14 protein-coding genes are annotated in these 17,732 nt (G+C 35.2%); 10 read left to right on the forward strand and 4 right to left on the reverse strand.

Features of this window, described 5'->3' with window-relative positions; translation table 11 throughout:
• Positions 1-108 precede the first annotated feature (108 nt).
• Together bshC and ACJJVP_RS11125 are read left to right on the forward strand one after the other, a co-directional pair.
• A complete protein-coding gene (bshC, locus tag ACJJVP_RS11120) occupies positions 109-1,713 on the forward strand; it encodes a bacillithiol biosynthesis cysteine-adding enzyme BshC (RefSeq protein ID WP_405413698.1) in 1,605 nt (534 codons plus the stop codon).
• 3 nt (positions 1,714-1,716) lie between these two features.
• Complete coding sequence (locus ACJJVP_RS11125; RefSeq protein WP_405413701.1) at positions 1,717-3,090, forward strand: ArnT family glycosyltransferase; 1,374 nt, start codon at positions 1,717-1,719, stop codon at positions 3,088-3,090.
• Here ACJJVP_RS11125 and ACJJVP_RS11130 read toward each other — a convergent pair.
• A complete protein-coding gene (locus ACJJVP_RS11130) occupies positions 3,087-3,632 on the reverse strand; it encodes a pyridoxamine 5'-phosphate oxidase family protein (protein WP_405413702.1) in 546 nt (181 codons plus the stop codon). The two genes, ACJJVP_RS11125 and ACJJVP_RS11130, sit on opposite strands and share 4 nt — an antisense overlap.
• A 369-nt stretch (positions 3,633-4,001) precedes the next feature.
• Positions 4,002-4,727: an SIMPL domain-containing protein gene (locus ACJJVP_RS11135; protein WP_405413705.1), complete on the reverse strand. Its 726-nt coding sequence runs from the start codon at positions 4,725-4,727 to the stop codon at positions 4,002-4,004.
• A 74-nt stretch (positions 4,728-4,801) separates the two neighbouring features.
• Between ACJJVP_RS11135 and guaA the strand changes: the two genes are divergently transcribed.
• From guaA to ACJJVP_RS11155, 4 genes are read left to right on the forward strand one after another with little or no spacing between them, the layout of a single operon-like run.
• The gene (gene guaA, locus ACJJVP_RS11140) at positions 4,802-6,334 is read left to right on the forward strand and encodes a glutamine-hydrolyzing GMP synthase (RefSeq protein WP_405413708.1); all 1,533 of its coding nucleotides are present in this window, start codon (positions 4,802-4,804) and stop codon (positions 6,332-6,334) included.
• Between the two features lies 1 nt (position 6,335).
• On the forward strand, positions 6,336-8,552 hold the full coding sequence (locus tag ACJJVP_RS11145) for a LysM peptidoglycan-binding domain-containing protein (protein WP_405413710.1): 2,217 nt from the start codon (positions 6,336-6,338) through the stop codon (positions 8,550-8,552).
• A gap of 1 nt (position 8,553) precedes the next feature.
• A complete protein-coding gene (locus ACJJVP_RS11150; RefSeq protein WP_405413712.1) occupies positions 8,554-8,958 on the forward strand; it encodes an OsmC family protein in 405 nt (134 codons plus the stop codon).
• Entirely contained in the window at positions 8,946-9,479 is a 534-nt protein-coding gene (locus ACJJVP_RS11155; RefSeq protein WP_405413715.1) for a DUF922 domain-containing protein, read from the forward strand. Before ACJJVP_RS11150 ends, ACJJVP_RS11155 begins: the two co-directional genes overlap by 13 nt.
• 118 nt (positions 9,480-9,597) lie before the next feature.
• Here the strand turns inward: ACJJVP_RS11155 and ACJJVP_RS11160 are convergent, their stop codons facing one another.
• On the reverse strand, positions 9,598-10,467 hold the full coding sequence (locus tag ACJJVP_RS11160; protein ID WP_405413717.1) for a hydroxypyruvate isomerase family protein: 870 nt from the start codon (positions 10,465-10,467) through the stop codon (positions 9,598-9,600).
• A 50-nt stretch (positions 10,468-10,517) separates the two neighbouring features.
• Here ACJJVP_RS11160 and ACJJVP_RS11165 point away from each other — a divergent pair, with 50 nt between their 5' ends.
• The 3 genes from ACJJVP_RS11165 to yidC all read left to right on the forward strand — a co-directional run bounded on the left by ACJJVP_RS11165 (position 10,518) and on the right by yidC (position 14,371).
• Positions 10,518-10,760 (forward strand): DUF3820 family protein, encoded by a 243-nt coding sequence (locus tag ACJJVP_RS11165; protein ID WP_036155820.1) that lies wholly within the window; start codon positions 10,518-10,520, stop codon positions 10,758-10,760.
• 50 nt (positions 10,761-10,810) lie between these two features.
• The gene (locus ACJJVP_RS11170) at positions 10,811-12,448 is read left to right on the forward strand and encodes a CTP synthase (protein WP_405413719.1); all 1,638 of its coding nucleotides are present in this window, start codon (positions 10,811-10,813) and stop codon (positions 12,446-12,448) included.
• A gap of 69 nt (positions 12,449-12,517) precedes the next feature.
• Entirely contained in the window at positions 12,518-14,371 is a 1,854-nt protein-coding gene (gene yidC, locus ACJJVP_RS11175) for a membrane protein insertase YidC (protein ID WP_405413722.1), read from the forward strand.
• Between the two features lie 255 nt (positions 14,372-14,626).
• Here yidC and ACJJVP_RS11180 read toward each other — a convergent pair whose 3' ends face one another.
• Positions 14,627-16,174 (reverse strand): fasciclin domain-containing protein, encoded by a 1,548-nt coding sequence (locus ACJJVP_RS11180; protein WP_405413724.1) that lies wholly within the window; start codon positions 16,172-16,174, stop codon positions 14,627-14,629.
• Positions 16,175-16,479: 305 nt separating this feature from the next.
• Between ACJJVP_RS11180 and mnmA the strand changes: the two genes are divergently transcribed.
• Entirely contained in the window at positions 16,480-17,670 is a 1,191-nt protein-coding gene (gene mnmA, locus ACJJVP_RS11185) for a tRNA 2-thiouridine(34) synthase MnmA (protein ID WP_405413726.1), read from the forward strand.
• Positions 17,671-17,732: the final 62 nt, after the last annotated feature.

Consider the following 17,732-nt stretch of genomic DNA (forward strand, 5'->3'; position numbering starts at 1 on the left):
CAGCGTATTTTGACGAGAATTCGAGTATTTAATACTAACGGTAATTAACTTATATTTAGGAAATGTAAGACGAAAGGGTTTTATATTTACCAAGTATTTACTTTTTATATGGATATTGATTGTTTGCCCTTAGCAAAAACGGGTTATTTTTCGAAATTAATTTGCGATTACACTGCAGCGGATACTAAGCTTAAACCATTATATAATCGGTTTCCCGATATTGAAGGTTTTAAAGAGCAGATAGAAGAAAAAGGTGAGCATTTTACCCAAGCCCAAAGAGATGTGTTGCATTCTTCAATGCAAAATCAATATAAAAATACGGATACTTCTAAGGATACGGCTGCTAATATAGCGTTGTTAAAAGAAAAGAATACGTTTACGATTGTTACCGGTCATCAATTAAATCTCTTTACGGGTCCGTTATATTTTTTATACAAGATCATCTCTACGATCAACTTGACCAAGCAATTAAAAAAGGAATTTCCAAATAGTAATTTTGTACCTATCTATTGGATGGCTACGGAAGATCATGATTTTGACGAAATCAATTATTTTAATTTCAAAGGATTAAAATTTCAGTGGAATAAAGAAGCATCTGGCGCAGTAGGGCATTTACCTACGGATGGGCTAGAGGAGGTTTTTTCATTGTATTCAAGAACCATTGGTGATAGTAAGAATGCCAAGGTGCTGAAAGACCTATTTGAAAACGCCTATTTAAAGCATGATAACTTAACGGATGCAACCCGATTTTTGGCAAATGAAATTTTTAAGGATTACGGGCTAGTCATTGTTGATGGTGATGATATAGATTTGAAAAGGACATTAGTGCCTTACATGAAGAAAGATATTTTTGAACAAACGGCGTTCATGAAAGTGTCTGAAAGTATAACTAAGATTGAAAATATATCATCGGATTATCCTATACAGGTTAATCCGCGTGAAATCAATTATTTCTATTTAGCAGAGGGTGTTCGCGAAAGAATTATAGAAAGTAAGGGCAACTACCTAGTAAATGAAACGAATATATCATTTACAAAAGAGAAATTGGTTGCAGAGATGAATGCTCACCCAGAGCATTTTTCTCCCAATGTAATAGCTAGACCGTTATACCAAGAAGTAATTTTGCCGAATCTATGTTACATAGGTGGTGGTGGTGAGATTGCCTATTGGTTTGAATTAAAAGCGGTATTTGAGGCTATGGATGTTCCTTTTCCAATTTTGCTGGTTAGAAATTCGGCGCTGATCATTACCGAGAAGCAAGCCGAAAAGTTAGAGAAAATGAATATTTCCAAATCAGACATTTTCTTGAAGCAAAACAGTCTTATCAATAAAAAGATTAGAGAAATTTCAAATATCGATATCGATTTTTCACCACAGAAAAAATTACTGGAAGAACAGTTTAAAGATATGTACGTACTTGCCGAAAAGACCGATAAATCTTTTCTAGGAGCTGTAAAAGCACAAGAAGTAAAGCAGAAAAAAGGACTGGATGCTTTAGAAAAACGCTTGTTGCAAGCGCAAAAAAGAAAGTTGAAAGATCACGTAGTTCGTATGACAGAATTGCAAAATGAAATATTCCCAAATCAGTCGCTTCAAGAACGACAATCTAATTTTTCTGAGTTTTATTTGGCTTATGGCGAAGACTTAGTGCCTATGTTATTTGAAGCATTGAATCCGCTAGATTTAAGTTTCACGGTTATTACCCAAAAATAAGCGATGGGCAAGAACGCATCTCTAAATAAGATAACCGTCCTTGCTTTTTTATCATTTTCAGCTATAACCTTAATTACATTTTTTAAAAGTGCCTTAGAATTAGAAGACGCTGAACAGGCATATTACTCGCAATGGTTTCGTTGGGGGTATGATGATCAGCCACCACTTTATACATGGTTGCAGTATGGCTTCAATACCATATTTGGTGTTAGTAAAATTTTATTCTCCATACTAAGGGGATTATTATTTGCTGGTATAATACTGCTATTGTATCAATTTTCAATACTTAGAATACCTGATAAGTATAAATCAAAACTTCCTGTATTGGCATTGGTCTTCATACCAGTATTCGTAGATTTTACTTTTAGAAGGCTTTCACATACCAGTCTATTGTGTTTAAGCGTAGTTGCGTCTTACTATTGCATACAGTTATTGATGCAACGAAAAACCATATTAAATTATCTATTACTAGGTTTTGTTGTGGGTGTAGGTTTCATGTCTAAATACAACTATGCATTTTTTCTGGTAGCGTTTGCTTTGGTTTCTTTATGGGACTCAAAATTGCGGGCTATAGTTTTCAATCCCAAAATACTGATAACTATGCTGCTTTCTTGCCTGTTAGTTGCGCCACATGTATATTGGTTATTGGGTCCTGACGGATTTCAAACTTTTTTGGCTTCTAGTATTGAAGAGAAAATAGGAATAGAAGAAGTTGAATCAGGGTTTTCATTGATGCCTATTCTAATTTATGTAAAAGGATTATTTGCTTTGTCATTCCCTTTGTTATTGGTAATAGGTATTGGTTACTTTTCAAAATTGATCAATTTTAATAGGCAAAATTTAAACTGGTTTTCTAAAATGTTCTTGGCGCAGTTAGTTGTGGTTGGCTTGTTCTTTCTTGTTTTTCAAAGTCAGAAAGTAGAAACAAGATGGCTATTACCCCTTTTTATTCCTTTTGTAGTTTTATTATTAGAGTCAGTTAGTTTTAAAAATGAAAAGAAGTTTGTTACTGTTGGATTTTGGGTTTTTGTAGCTGTAATTTTTATCCAAACAATTAGAACGCCAATAGAGAAAGTGCTGAACATACCTTCGTCTGTTCATTTTGGTTTTGATCCTATTGCCAATAAGTTAAGCGAAAATTATGCTCATTATCAATGGGTGCTTCCTAATGTAACCTATGCAGGTAATGTGCGATTACTGCATCCTGAACGAACAGTATTTTCGGCAGATGACTATTCGTTACCCCTTATAGAATTGAAACATGAAAGAGAAGTTGAAATAACTATTAATCAGTCCGAAGAAAAACAAACTACAGCAGTTGATAGTCTTATAGGATTTGGGAAAGAAAAGGAAAATCTTTATTTCTATATCAATTAAGGAACAAGAAATTCCCCGTTCCAAGAATTATCCACATTTTTGAATAACGCTCTAATATGATTAGGACGTTTAAGCTTTAGGTATTCGATCTTTGTGGGTGTAATATCAATGATGCTGAAATAATTCTTCTCTTCAATATATTCAACATTATCTGGGTTTTTAATAAGGCTTCCAGGTGTAGTTTGGGTAATGTAGTCTTTTCTACTATTAGGCTGTATAGTTTGCCAAGTTGTTTTTAATCTTTCTGTATTAGTTACTATTTGTGCGGTACCTTCAACTTTTAACTGTAGCATTTTTTCAGGATGATAAAGTAGAAAGCTAACCTGATTGTTTTGGGCAATATGTTTCATCTTTTGCGTACGGCTATCGGTATATACCGTAATTCGCAAATCTTCGGTAATCTCACGTAACACTACAGTACGCAAACGAGCGATAGTTTCATTGCCAACTGTTGCCATGGTAATGAATCTGAACGGATGCCCTTTTTCATTTACTCCGTTTTGTAATTCAGTACTTAATTCTTCAAAAAATGAATGGATCATACAGTTAATTTATCTAAAGGTAAAAATAAATGAATTTTATAGTAGGGTAAATGATGAGCTGGTTGTTATATAAGTAATAGCTGTGAAAAAAGAATTGATTAGGTTCAATTTTTAAGCTTTGGTTTGAATTTGGTTTTTGATTTATGTGAAAGCTCGGGGTGGTTCCTGAGCTTTCTTTTTTTTATAAAAAAATTGTAAGGTGAAAAGATAAGTAACGACCTAGTGTTTGAATACAGATTGTTATGAAAAAGATTTTTTAAGTATTCGATTTGATAATTGGTTGATTGAAAAGCCCGGGTGATTACCGGGCTTTTATATTTAATATATTCTTTACCAGATCAGTAAATGACATTGATCAAAGTAACACTATTACTTCACCTTGTATTCTAGGCGCATGGTAATAGATGCTGTTTTATTTTTAGATGAGGTGTTGTATGCACCGCCCCAGCTATAATCTTCACCAGAATTTTGCCCTGTAATTTGAAAAACACCCATATTGGCAGAAACCAAATCACCTAAATTACTACCTGCATTTTCAGCTATTTTTTCAGCACGTATTCTAGCATCTTCGGTAGCTTTCGAAATCATTTCAATTTTAAGATCGGCTAATTTGGTGTAGTAATATCTTGGTGGCGATGAGTTGAATTGCACTCCTTTATTTAATAATTCGGTAATTTCTCTTGATACACCTTCAATCAAGGCAACATCTTCAGATTCTATTTTTAGAGTTTGAATTAATTGATATCCTCTAAAAATACTACCAACATAATTTCCATTTTCATATTGGTTATCTCGCATTTCGGTAGTTTGTACACTATTGAAAATTATACTGTTCACATCAATACCTTTTGAGGTTAAATATTGGCGAACAACTTCTTTATCGCGGTTTAATTGATCAAAAGCTGTCTTTAATACGGTACTATTTGTAGAAAATTGACCTTCCCAAACAATAAGATCAGAAGTGAAATTTTCATTGCCCAAACCTGTAACAGATATCATTTGTGGCGGGTTCGCCCTTTGTATATATGCGTTACCCAAAAAATAGGCAGCAATAACAATTGCCACTCCAAAAATTAATGCACTAACGTGTTTCATGAAAAATATTTAAAATAGAGTTTAAATATAACAAAAGATCCTTTTCAAGAACCGCCAATTTGCTATTTTTGCCCATGCAAAATAAAGTCCTGATACTAGATTTTGGTTCACAATACACCCAATTGATTGGAAGACGCGTACGTGAGCTGAATATTTTCTCTGAAATTAAACCTTATAATAAACTACCAAAAGACCTTTCTGACTATAAAGCGGTGATTCTTTCAGGATCTCCTTTATCGGTAAGAGGTGACGATGCGGTTCACCCGGATCTGTCTGAAATACGTGGTAAAAAACCATTATTGGGCGTTTGTTATGGCGCACAGTATTTGGCACATTTTCACGGTGGTAGTGTAGAAAAATCCAATACAAGGGAATATGGTCGTGCCAACCTTAGTTTTATAAAGGAAAATGAACCATTTTTTGATAAAGTAGATACAGGCAGCCAAGTGTGGATGAGCCATGCAGATACTATTAAGCATTTGCCAGAAAATACAACCTTGTTGGCAAGTACCCATGATGTAGAAAATGCAGCTTTTAAGTTTCAGGGAGAAGAAACATATGCAATTCAGTTTCATCCAGAAGTTTATCATTCTAAGGATGGAAAACAGGTTTTGGAGAACTTTTTGGTGCATATTGCCGGAATGGAACAAACTTGGACTCCAGATGCCTTTGTTGACAAAACCGTAGCGGAGTTAAAAGAAAAGATCGGCGATGAAAAGGTGATTTTAGGCTTATCTGGTGGTGTAGATTCATCTGTAGCAGCGGTATTATTACATAAGGCGATAGGGAAAAACCTGCATTGTATTTTTGTAAACAACGGTCTTTTAAGAAAAAATGAGTTTACCGATGTATTGAAGCAATACGAGGGTATGGGCTTAAATGTAAAAGGTGTAGATGCTTCGGCACGTTTTTTGGATGATTTGGCTGGTGAGAGTGATCCAGAAACCAAACGAAAAACAATTGGTCGTGTATTTGTAGAAGTTTTTGATGATGAGTCACATTTAGTTGAGAACGCAAAATGGTTGGCACAGGGTACTATTTATCCAGATGTTATTGAATCTGTGTCTGCAACTGGTGGTCCATCACAAACTATAAAGAGTCACCATAATGTTGGTGGTTTGCCGGATTATATGAAATTGAAGGTGGTAGAGCCTTTAAAGATGTTATTTAAAGATGAGGTAAGAAGAGTAGGGGCTAGCTTAGGGATTGACAAGGCATTGTTGGGAAGGCATCCTTTTCCAGGTCCTGGTTTGGCAATTCGTATCCTTGGAGATATAACGCCAGAAAAAGTGGCTATTTTGCAAGAAGTAGATGCCATTTTTATAGACGGATTAAAAAAATGGGATCTATACGATAAAGTATGGCAGGCAGGTGCCATGTTATTACCTGTAAATAGTGTTGGTGTAATGGGCGATGAGCGTACATATGAAAAATGTGTTGCACTTAGAGCAGTAGAAAGTACAGATGGTATGACTGCCGATTGGGTGAATTTGCCGTATGAGTTTCTGCAAAAAACATCAAATGATATTATTAATAAAGTCCCTGGGGTCAATCGTGTCGTATATGATATAAGTTCAAAGCCGCCAGCAACAATAGAATGGGAATAGTATGAAATACATGTTTAATCAAATTTACTTAATAGGGTCGTTTTGTTTTTTAGTGTCTTGCACGGCAATGGCGCAAAAATTTGATACCCATCAAGTAAAATCAGGAGAAACTTTAGAAAGCATTTCTAAAATGTACGGAGTTTCAACATCAAGTATATTACAGTATAATAAAGAGATTAAGGAAGGTCAGAAGTTAAGATCCAATACCATATTGGTAGTGCCTGGTAAAAAGATTGTGGAGCAGACAAGTGCACCTATATCTAATACGCCAACTTCTACTACAGTAACGACGACTACGAATACTACGGTTGTTCAGGACTCTGTTAAGGCAAGAGAACCTATAGGTTATGCGGAGCATCGTGTCAAGAAAAAAGAAACCATTTTTGGCATCACTCAAATGTATAATATAACAGAAGATGAGCTGAAAAAATATAATCCAAAGTTGTATGCTTCACCACTTCAAAAGAAGATGGATTTACGTATTCCTAAATACCGCACTCCTAAGGTGGAAGAGGTTACAGGTAATACTGATGATTTGGAAAAATACATTGTTGCGGCAAAAGAAACAAGGTGGAGTATAGCTCATAAATATGGTATAACCATAGAGCGAATGCTAGAGCTAAACCCTGGGTTGTCTACGGCGAATAATTATTTATCAGAAGGCTACGAATTAATGATGCCTAAAATTGCGGGTAGTACCGTAAAAAATCAGGTAACTCAATTATATACTTCATATACAGTGCCTGCCAAAATGAATTTCTATCGTTTGGAAAAGGAATTCGGAGTTAAATCAGACGAGATAGTTCGTCTAAATCCTGAGATTACTGAGAGAGGCGGATTGAAAGAAGGTATGATTATTCGTATTCCTGAGCAAAAAGTAGAGACCGGGGAAATTAATACGGATAACTACATTTTTTATGAGGTGAAGCCAAAGCAAAATGAATTTCGATTAACTAGAAAATTCGGAATGACTTGGGCGGAGTTGGTTGCTTTGAATCCTGATTTAAAAGACGGTCTAAAAGCAGGAATGGTTTTAAAATTACCAAAAGACAAGGTTGGTGATTTTGAAGTTAGAAATGCGTTAGTATTGGATAAGGTAAATTTATTGGATAGTATAAATGTTACTGTAAAACCAAAAGTATTGTTCTTATTACCTTTTAGATTAGATAAACTTGATCTAAGTAATAAAGCGGCAACTGAAAAAATCATTGATAATAGAAATAGCTTAAAATATAGTTTGGGGCTTTATTCTGGAGCATTGGTAGCAATTGATTCTATGAAATCATTAGGGGTTTCTATAGATGTTAAAACTTTTGATAATCAATTGGATTTAACTAGGACAAAGCAGGTTTTACAAGGCGAGCAATTAGGTGGTTATAGTGCTGTTTTTGGTCCTTTAGATATGCCATCTTTGAAAGAAACCGCGGTACAGGCATCTAAATTTAATGTTCCTGTTGTAGCGCCAGTACCTGCTAAAAGCGAGTTAAGTTTAGATAATGTTTTCTTTTCATATACCGATGAAGAGGTATTGTGGAAACATATGCTAGATTATGTAGAAGCGAACCATACGGAAGAAACACTTTTGATTATAGCGGATGAGGATAACAAAAAAGAGAAAGATGCTATTCTTAAAAGATTTCCGACAGCTAAAGTAGTTGTTGTAAAAGAAGAAGAGAAAAATATTGGTATTAACAGAGATAAATTGCAAACCTTATTATCTGATCAAGTACCTAACTGGGTCTTTGTAGAATCTGATAATTATAAATTGATTGCCAGTGTGGTATCTATATTAAATTCATTTAATAATACCGCTTTTGATCCATTATTAGGTAAGGATAAGGTGAGTGTACGGATGTTTACTACAGATATGAATTCAGCATTTGAAAAAGATGTGATTTCAAATACGCATTTATCCAACTTAAAATTTACGTATCCTTCTGTAAATCGTCAGGTAGCCAATAATTCATTTGTTGAGCGATATAGAAAACGTTTTGGCGATGACCCAGATAAATATGCGGTAAGAGGATTTGATCTTACCTATGATCTTTTGTTGAAACTAGCATATAATAATAGCCTAATAGATGTTTCAAGATTTATTGGTGAAACGGAATACAGTGGTAATAAATTCAATTACCAGAGAAAAGGAGTAGCTGGTTATTATAATCAGTCGTCTTATATTATGATGATGGATGATTTAAGAATAAAAACAATAGAGTAGAATGACATCAAAGGTTACTTACAACGGCGAGTTAAGAACAGAATGTATTCATTTACAATCGAACGATTCTTTTGTTACGGATGCACCGGTAGACAATAACGGATTAGGACAGGCATTTTCACCTACCGATACCGTGGCTACAGGTTTGGCAAGTTGTATGTTGACAATGATGGGTATTAAGGCAAACGGATTGGAAGTAGACCTAAAAGGCACTACGGCATCTGTCACCAAACATATGGCAGCTTCACCAAGAAGAATTTCTAAAATAGAAGTTGAGGTTCATTTGCCAAAAGAAATATCAGATAAGAACAGAAAAATTTTGGTGCACACGGCAAACACTTGCCCTGTGCATTATAGTTTACATCCAGATATTGAGAAAGTAATCACTTATAATTGGGACTTATAAAAAAGGTGCATTTTATTATATTTCTTTTAGCGCTACTGAGCATCTCTAATGTTCAGAGTCAAGAGGTAGTGTCTTGGGAACCTGATTTTAGATTTACTTGGAACGATTTTAAAGGAGCTGCTCCCATAAATTCTAGAGCAGCAGCAACCACGGCAAGTGGTATAACCTATCGCTTTTCCACTTTTTACGAGAATAATGAATTACAGGTAGATTATAAGGTATTTGCCTATTTTTATCCAACAAAGTCATGGTATAAACCTGCGCTCTGTAATGACATAACCTTGCTACACGAACAATTGCATTTTGATATTACCGAACTCTATGCACGCAAATTGCGAAAGAAATTGGCAGAGACAAAATTTTCCAAGAACGTAAAAGAAGAGATTCGTAAAATCTACAAGGCTACCATTCGCCAACTAAATGATTTTCAAAATAAATACGATTCAGAAACCAACTATTCTAGAAATCTACCTGTACAAGAACGTTGGGTAAAAGAGATAGAAGAGGCTTTAAATCAATAAGATTTAAGATTTTTAGGTATAAAAAAAGCACTTCTTAGAGAAGTGCTTTTTTATTCATTCGAGTATTTAGACTACACCCTAATTGATATTTTAGAATTAAGAAAAGTTATTATTAAAACTACACATCACAAATAGTAACGCCTTGTTTTAAAGCATCTATTTTGTTTTCCCAACTAGGTACAAATTCTTGTGCTACGTGACCGGTATAACCCGTTTTTAAAATAGCCTTCATTACGGCAGGGTAGAAAATTTCCTGTGTTTCATCGATTTCGTGTCTGCCAGGGTTTCCGCCAGTATGGTAGTGTCCGTAGTATTGGTGGTAATTTTCGATATTTCTTATAATGTCGCCCTCCATAATTTGCATATGGTAAATATCATATAGCAGTTTAAAATGTTCGGATCCTATAGCTTCACAAAGAGAAACGCCCCACTCAGAAGTATCGCACATATAGTCTTTATGGTCCACCTTACTGTTTAAAAGTTCCATCTGTAAAACAACACCGTGCTTTTCAGCCAAAGGCATTAATTTTTTTAATCCAATGGCACAGTTACGTAAACCAACTAGATCGTTCATTCCGTTTCTATTACCACTAAAACATATAAGGTTGGTGTAGCCTACTTCAGCTACTAACGGAATTACGCGTTCGTAGTCTGCAATTAATTCATCATGTAAAGAGAGGTCGTTAAAACCTTTTTCAATACCCATGCCAGCACCCCAACACATGGCAGCGTGGATATTATATTTTTTTAAAAGCGGAAATTCATCTGGTCCCACTAGATCTACAGAACGTATATCTAGCTCTACTAAATTTTTAAGAAAATCTTCAAAAGGGATGCTACCATAGCACCAATAACAAACACTATGGTTAATATTGTACTTTAGTTTGGCGGTAGCTTCGTTTTTATTGTTGTTTGCTACTGCAGCTGAGGTGGTTAAGAATCCGACAGAAGCAGCCGCCGAGGTTCCAATAAAATTTCTACGTTTCATGTTGTTGTGAGTTGTTGATTTTTTTAAAGATAATTTTTTTAGATTAAAAGATGGAAATAAATCCTGATAAGGAAAAATTAATAGAATTGGCACATTACAGAATGCCATTTGGTAAGTTTAAGGGGAGGTATCTAATAGATTTGCCAGAACCTTATTTAGTTTGGTTTAAACAAAAAGGATTTCCTGATGGTAAATTGGGAGATTTGTTGCAATCTATGTTAGAAATCAAAACAAATGGCTTAGAATCGATAATTCGAAAAATACAAAAACATTTTCCTAAGGAAACCCGTTAAGTTCTCACCTCAATTTGTAACTTTGTGTCCCGTAACATAGAAATTGATACATGGCACAAACCAAATACATCTTCGTTACGGGAGGCGTTACTTCTTCGTTAGGAAAAGGCATCATTGCTGCATCTTTAGCGAAATTACTGCAATCTCGCGGCTACAAAACTACCATTCAAAAACTAGATCCTTACATTAATGTAGATCCAGGAACTTTAAACCCTTATGAGCATGGCGAATGTTATGTAACTGATGATGGTGCGGAAACAGATCTAGATTTAGGTCATTATGAGCGTTTTTTAAATGTTCGTACCTCTCAAGCGAACAATGTTACTACAGGTAGAATTTACCAAAGCGTTATTGAAAAAGAACGTAGAGGGGAATTTTTAGGTAAGACCGTACAAGTGGTTCCCCACATTACAAATGAAATTAAAGAACGTGTTCAGGTTTTAGGTAAAAGCGGTGAATATGATATTGTGATTACTGAAATTGGTGGTACGGTAGGGGATATTGAATCTTTGCCATATATTGAAGCGGTTCGTCAACTTCTTTGGGAACTTGGAGATAACAATGCTATTGTAATTCATTTAACTCTTGTACCTTATTTATCAGCTGCAGGTGAATTAAAGACCAAACCTACACAACACTCTGTAAAAACACTTATGGAAAGCGGTATAAAAGCCGATATTTTGGTGTGCAGAACAGAGCATGAGATTTCTAATGATATTAAAGATAAACTAGCGCTTTTCTGTAATGTAAAGCGTGAAGCGGTCATACAGAGTATTGATGCATCTACAATTTATGATGTGCCGTTATTAATGCAAGAAGAAGGTTTAGATACCGTAACCTTACAGAAATTGGCATTGCCTAATGAAGTAGCTCCAGATTTAGGTCGTTGGAACGAGTTCTTGGCGAGACATAAGAACCCAAAAGATGAGGTTACTATAGGTTTAGTGGGTAAGTATGTAGAGTTACAAGATTCATATAAATCTATTCTAGAAGCTTTTATACATGCGGGAGCTGCTAACGAGGTAAAAGTAAAAGTAAAATCTGTTCATTCAGAATACATTACAGCTGCCAACTATGAGAACAAGCTAAAAGGATTGGATGCTATTTTGGTAGCACCAGGCTTTGGTGAGCGTGGTATAGAAGGTAAAGTGAAGGCTGTTGAATATGCACGTGTAATGAATATTCCATTTTTGGGTATATGCTTAGGTATGCAGATGGCAGTTATTGAATATGCACGTAATGTGTTAGGTCTTGCAAATGCAAATTCTACAGAGATGGATGAAAACACTCCTGATCCGGTAATTAGTATTATGGAAGAACAAAAAAGTATTACCGATAAAGGTGGTACCATGCGTTTAGGAGCGTGGGATTGTGAATTGAAGGAAGGTAGCCTTGTTAAAGAAATGTATAATGGTGAGTCTCAAATTTCTGAGCGTCATCGTCATAGGTATGAGTTTAACAATGCATATTTAGAGCAATTAGAGAATGCAGGTCTAAAGGCTACAGGTTTTAACAAAGAAACCAATTTGGTTGAAATTGTAGAGTTAGAAGATCATCCTTGGTTTATTGGCGTGCAGTATCACCCTGAATATAAGAGTACGGTAGCTAATCCACATCCATTGTTTGTTGGCTTGGTTAAGGCTGCTTTAGAGCATAAAAATGCACAAACTAATGCCACATTGGCATAAACATCATATTTGGACATATATTTGCTTTCTTAAAAACTCAAAATATTCCCAATTAATTAGAAATACCACATGGAAGAAAAGAAATTTGATGTACAATCCATAATTGGCTTCGTGCTTATTTTTGGAATACTCATCTTCATGTTTTACCAAAATCAACCAACTCCAGAAGAGTTAGAGGCAGAAAAGGCAAAGCAAGAACAAGTAGAGGCTGCAAAGGCATCAGAAAATTCAGGAACAGAAACTGTTATCAATGATGTACCGCAATTAGATTTACAAGATTCTACTGCAGTTGCCAATTACCAAGGTAAACTTGGCGCATTTGGTTTTACAAAACCTTCTAATGACATTACTACTTTTGAGAATGAAGTACTTTTATTAAAGATTAGTAATAAAGGTGGACAAATTGTAGAAGCGAAAATGAAACAATTCGTTACCTATGATTCTGTACCTGTATATTTAATAAAGGATGGTAATGCTTCTTTCGGATTGGATTTTGCCACTTCTGATAATAGAACATTGAATACCCAAGATTTATATTTTGAGCCAACAATGTCAAATGACAATGGTAATAAGGTATTATCATTAAAAGCTAAGACATCTGGTAATCAATATTTAGAGTATAGATATGTTATTAAGCCGAACGATTATTTAGTGGACTTTACGATCAAGTCTAAAGGTTTGGACAATGTTATTAGCACAAGTAAGCCGGTAATCTTAGATTGGAAATTAAAAGGGATACGCCACTCAAAAAGTATTCAATATGAAAACAGGTATACACGTTTAACCTATAACCATGAAGATGGTAAGATAAGTAAACTTTCTGAAGGAAGTGATGACGAGGAAACTGAAGAAGATATAAAGTGGATTTCATACAGACAGCATTTTTTTAGTAGTATTCTAGCAGCTGATGAGCCTTTTAAAGGTGGAGATCTTACTTCTGTTAATTTAGTGGAAGAAGAAAGTAGAACTTTTGGTTTTACTAAAGAATATGCATCTGCTTTACCTGTGGAATTGGAAGGCGGAGAAATATCTAAAGATTTACATTGGTATTTTGGTCCTACCGATGTTGATACCTTATCTCAGTACGAAGATTTAGGTTTAGTAGATTCTATTCCTTTTGGTTGGGGTATTTTCGGGTGGATCAACCGTTATGTGTTTACACCTTTCTATGGCTTGATCAGTACGTATTTCCCTTACGGTATTGCGATTGTTATCATGACGATCTTAGTTCGTTTGGCAATGTCGCCGGTAACCTATAAGTCGTATTTATCTCAAGCGAAGATGAAGGTGTTGAAACCTGAAATCACGGAGTTAGGGGAGAAGTACAAGGACAATGCGATGAAGAAGCAACAAGAAACCATGAAATTGTATGGTAAGGCTGGGGTCAGCCCCATGAGTGGTTGTATACCCGCGGTCATACAAATGCCTATTTTCTATGCGCTTTTCATGTTTTTCCCAACATCCTTCGCATTACGTCAGAAATCATTCTTATGGGCAGATGACCTTTCGTCTTTTGATACTATTTATCAATTCCCAGAAGGGTTCTCAATTCCTTTCTATGGAGACCACGTAAGTTTGTTTCCAATATTGGCTTCCATAGCGATTTTCTTTTACATGAATATGACTACGGGTCAGAACATGCCAACACAACCTGGTATGCCTAACATGAAGTTCATCATGTATCTAATGCCATTTATGATGTTGTTTTTCTTTAACAACTATGCGAGTGGTTTAAGTTTGTATTATTTTGTGTCTAACTTAATTACCATAGGTATTATGTTGGTCATTAAGAATGTTATCATAGATAATGATAAGATACATGCTCAAATACAAGAGAATAAGAAGAAACCTAAAAAGGAGAACAAGTTTCAAAAGAAAATGCGTGAAATGATGGAGCAAGCAGAAGCGCAGAAGAAGAATTAAAAAAACTTCATATACTCATATAAAAATAAAAGCCCTTTCAATTTTGAAAGGGCTTTTGCCATTGGTTAAGGCTTGGTTTGGTAAGATTTGGGATGTCAAAGATGTAATTAATTTAAGGTTCTATAAAAAGTTAGTTGTCAAGGTTGGGTTATTGTATGTTAAAAGAGTGTATAATGATGTTAGCCATTTTAAGGCATAAAAAAACCTTCCTATTTGTAGGAAGGTTTTCTTTTGTGTTGAATTGAATGGTATTTATTAAAGCGCATCAAGTGCTGCCTGTGGTAAAAGTACCTTGTTAATTACATGAACTACGCCGTTACTTGCTTCTACATCTGCTATAACTACAGTAGCGTTATCTGCACTTGCATCTTCAACATGTACAGTACCATCTTCCTTAATATTGATACCTACGTTTTCACCTTGAAAAGTAGTAATTGTCTGTCCGTCACTTAAATCAGTTGAGAAAGCGGCACTACCAGAAACTACGTGATAGGTAAGAATGGTCGCCAATAAATCCTTTTCAGCTTCTGTGTCAAAATCCGCCAAGCTATTGTAATCTTCACCTAAAGAATCTAATAAAGCAACAAAAGCATCGTTTGTTGGGGCGAATACAGTAAATGGTCCGTCACTACTTAATGTTTCTACCAAACCAGCATCTGCTTGGCCAAGAGCGTCTACCAATAAATTTAAATCATCTGTTGCAACAGCAGTATCAACAATGGTTTTTAATTGTAGACTGGTAACGAAATCTATAGCCGCTTGTGGTAATAAGACTTTATCTATTGTATGTGCAATACCGTTAGATGCCATAATGTCTACACCTGTAATATTTGCGTCAGTATCAGAAGCATCGCCTATAACAAACGTGTCGCCCGAAGCTATAATTTCAACGCTATTATTTTCCAACGCCGTAGCAACTTGCCCCGCAGCCAAATCAGTTGATTTTACTTCTGCAGCAACCACATGAAATAATAAAATATTCTTTAATAGAGCAATTTCTTCATCGGTATCAAAATCATCAAGACTATTGTAATCATCACCTAGAACCTCCAATAAAGCAACAAAAGCATCATCGGTAGGTGCAAAAACGGTAAAAGGACCGTCTGAACTAAGAGTTGCAACCAAATCAGCTTTGATTACTGCAGCTTCTAATAGTGATAATGGTTCGGTAGCTACTACTATATCAACTAAAGTTCCGTTTTCCTCAGGCATTTCTTCGCCATTTAAAGCGTCGATAATTGCTTGTGGCAACATTACTTTATCGATAACATGTACCACTCCGTTACTAGCTTCAACATCTGCAATAACAACCTTTGCATCTACTTCAGTAGCATCATCAATAAAAACGTCACCATCTATATTAATGGTCAAATCTTCACCTTGAACAGTAGTAACTGTCATTCCGTTACTAAGGTCAGAAGAACTTGCAGCAACACCCGATACTACATGATAGGTTAGAATAGAGGTTAAAATTGCTCGTTCTTCATCCGTATCAAAATCGGATAATGATTCAAAATCATCTAGTTGATTTAATAAGGCCGTAAAGGCATCATTTGTTGGGGCGAAAACGGTAAAAGGTCCGTCAGAACTCAATGTACCAACAAAATCTGTTCCTTCAGAATTATCTGCGGTAGTAAGTGCGGAAACCAATGAAGAAAGAGCGTCTTCTGCCTGGGCAGTTTCAACAATGGTCAATTCGTCAGCTGTCATAGGTTCCACATCATCATCGTCACTACAAGACCATGTAATCATTGCAATGGTGAGTAGCAGTAAAAAGTTTCGTAATCTCAACATTTTTTTCATAACTGTGTTTTTAAAGATTGTTTAATTAAGTGTAAAAGATGTTTAACATTAAATGTAATAAAATACATTTATGGTAATAAATCATCTACAATGCTAAAAATACGATAGTTACCTATTGTTTAACTAATTTTTAAAAAAGTTTAACAAAATATTTTTAACTCAAAAAAATATGTAGGTAAAAAGGAAATTGGCTGAGCATCGAATTTTACTATGCTTATCGTTAAAGGTTTATGGGAAAAGCAGTGTTTGAAAAAAATAGACTTTGAAATGAAATTTCGTAATTTTGTATCGACCAAGAAGAAGAGATGAAAAAAGTAGTAATAGGACTTTCTGGAGGAGTAGATTCAAGCGTGGCGGCATACCTTTTAAAGGAACAAGGTTATGATGTCATTGGTTTGTTTATGAAGAATTGGCATGATGATTCGGTAACGATATCAGAAGAATGTCCGTGGTTAGAAGATAGCAACGATGCATTAATTGTCGCTGAAAAATTGGGTATTCCGTTTCAAACAGTTGATTTAAGTACTGAGTATAAAGAGCGTATAGTTGATTATATGTTTAAGGAGTACGAGATGGGACGTACTCCAAATCCTGATGTGCTTTGTAATAGAGAAATCAAGTTTGATGTCTTTATGAAAATAGCTATGCAGCTTGGAGCAGATTATGTAGCTACCGGTCATTACTGTAGAAAGGGCACTATCAAAAATACAGACGGTACCGAAACCTACCAGTTGTTAGCTGGGAAAGATGGTAATAAAGATCAGTCCTATTTTTTATGTCAATTATCGCAAGAGCAATTATCAAAAACATTATTTCCAATAGGGGAGTTGACCAAGCCGCAGGTTAGGGAAATTGCCGCAAAGATGAATTTGATAACTGCAGATAAAAAAGATTCACAAGGTTTATGCTTTATAGGTAAGGTTAGATTGCCGGAGTTTTTACAACAACAGTTAAAACCAAAAACAGGTAAAATTGTTGAAGTTCCTGCTGGGTTCGAAGCTTACGAACGTGCAACACCTAATTTCAATGATAAAAACTCGGAATTAGAGTTTTACGCGGAGAAACCTGTATACCATTTAACTGACGGTAAAGTTGTTGGTGAGCATCAAGGTGCGCACTATTTTACCAAAGGGCAACGAAAAGGGCTGCACGTGGGTGGAACAAAAGAGCCTTTATTTGTAATAGATACCGATGTTAACGAGAATATCATTTATACTGGTCAAGGTAAGGCACACCCAGGGCTGTATAGAAGAACTTTATTTGTAAAGGATGAAGAAATACATTGGGTACGTACGGATTTATCCTTAAATATTGATGAGAAATTAGAAGTAAAAGCACGTATTAGGTATCGTCAAGAACTTCAAGAAGCTACTATTTATAGAGTGGAAGGAGGTATGTACGTAGATTTCAAAGAAATGCAATCTGCAATTACTGAGGGTCAGTTCGTGGCTTGGTATTTAGATGATGATCTAATAGGATCTGGTGTTATATCTTAAATAAGAGTTTACATTTTAAGAGTTATAATTATATCTTTAAAATGAAAGCTTTTACGCGATAA

It is taken from the genome of Maribacter sp. Asnod1-A12 (assembly GCF_045063735.1).
In the GTDB taxonomy this organism is placed as follows: Bacteria; Bacteroidota; Bacteroidia; order Flavobacteriales; family Flavobacteriaceae; genus Maribacter.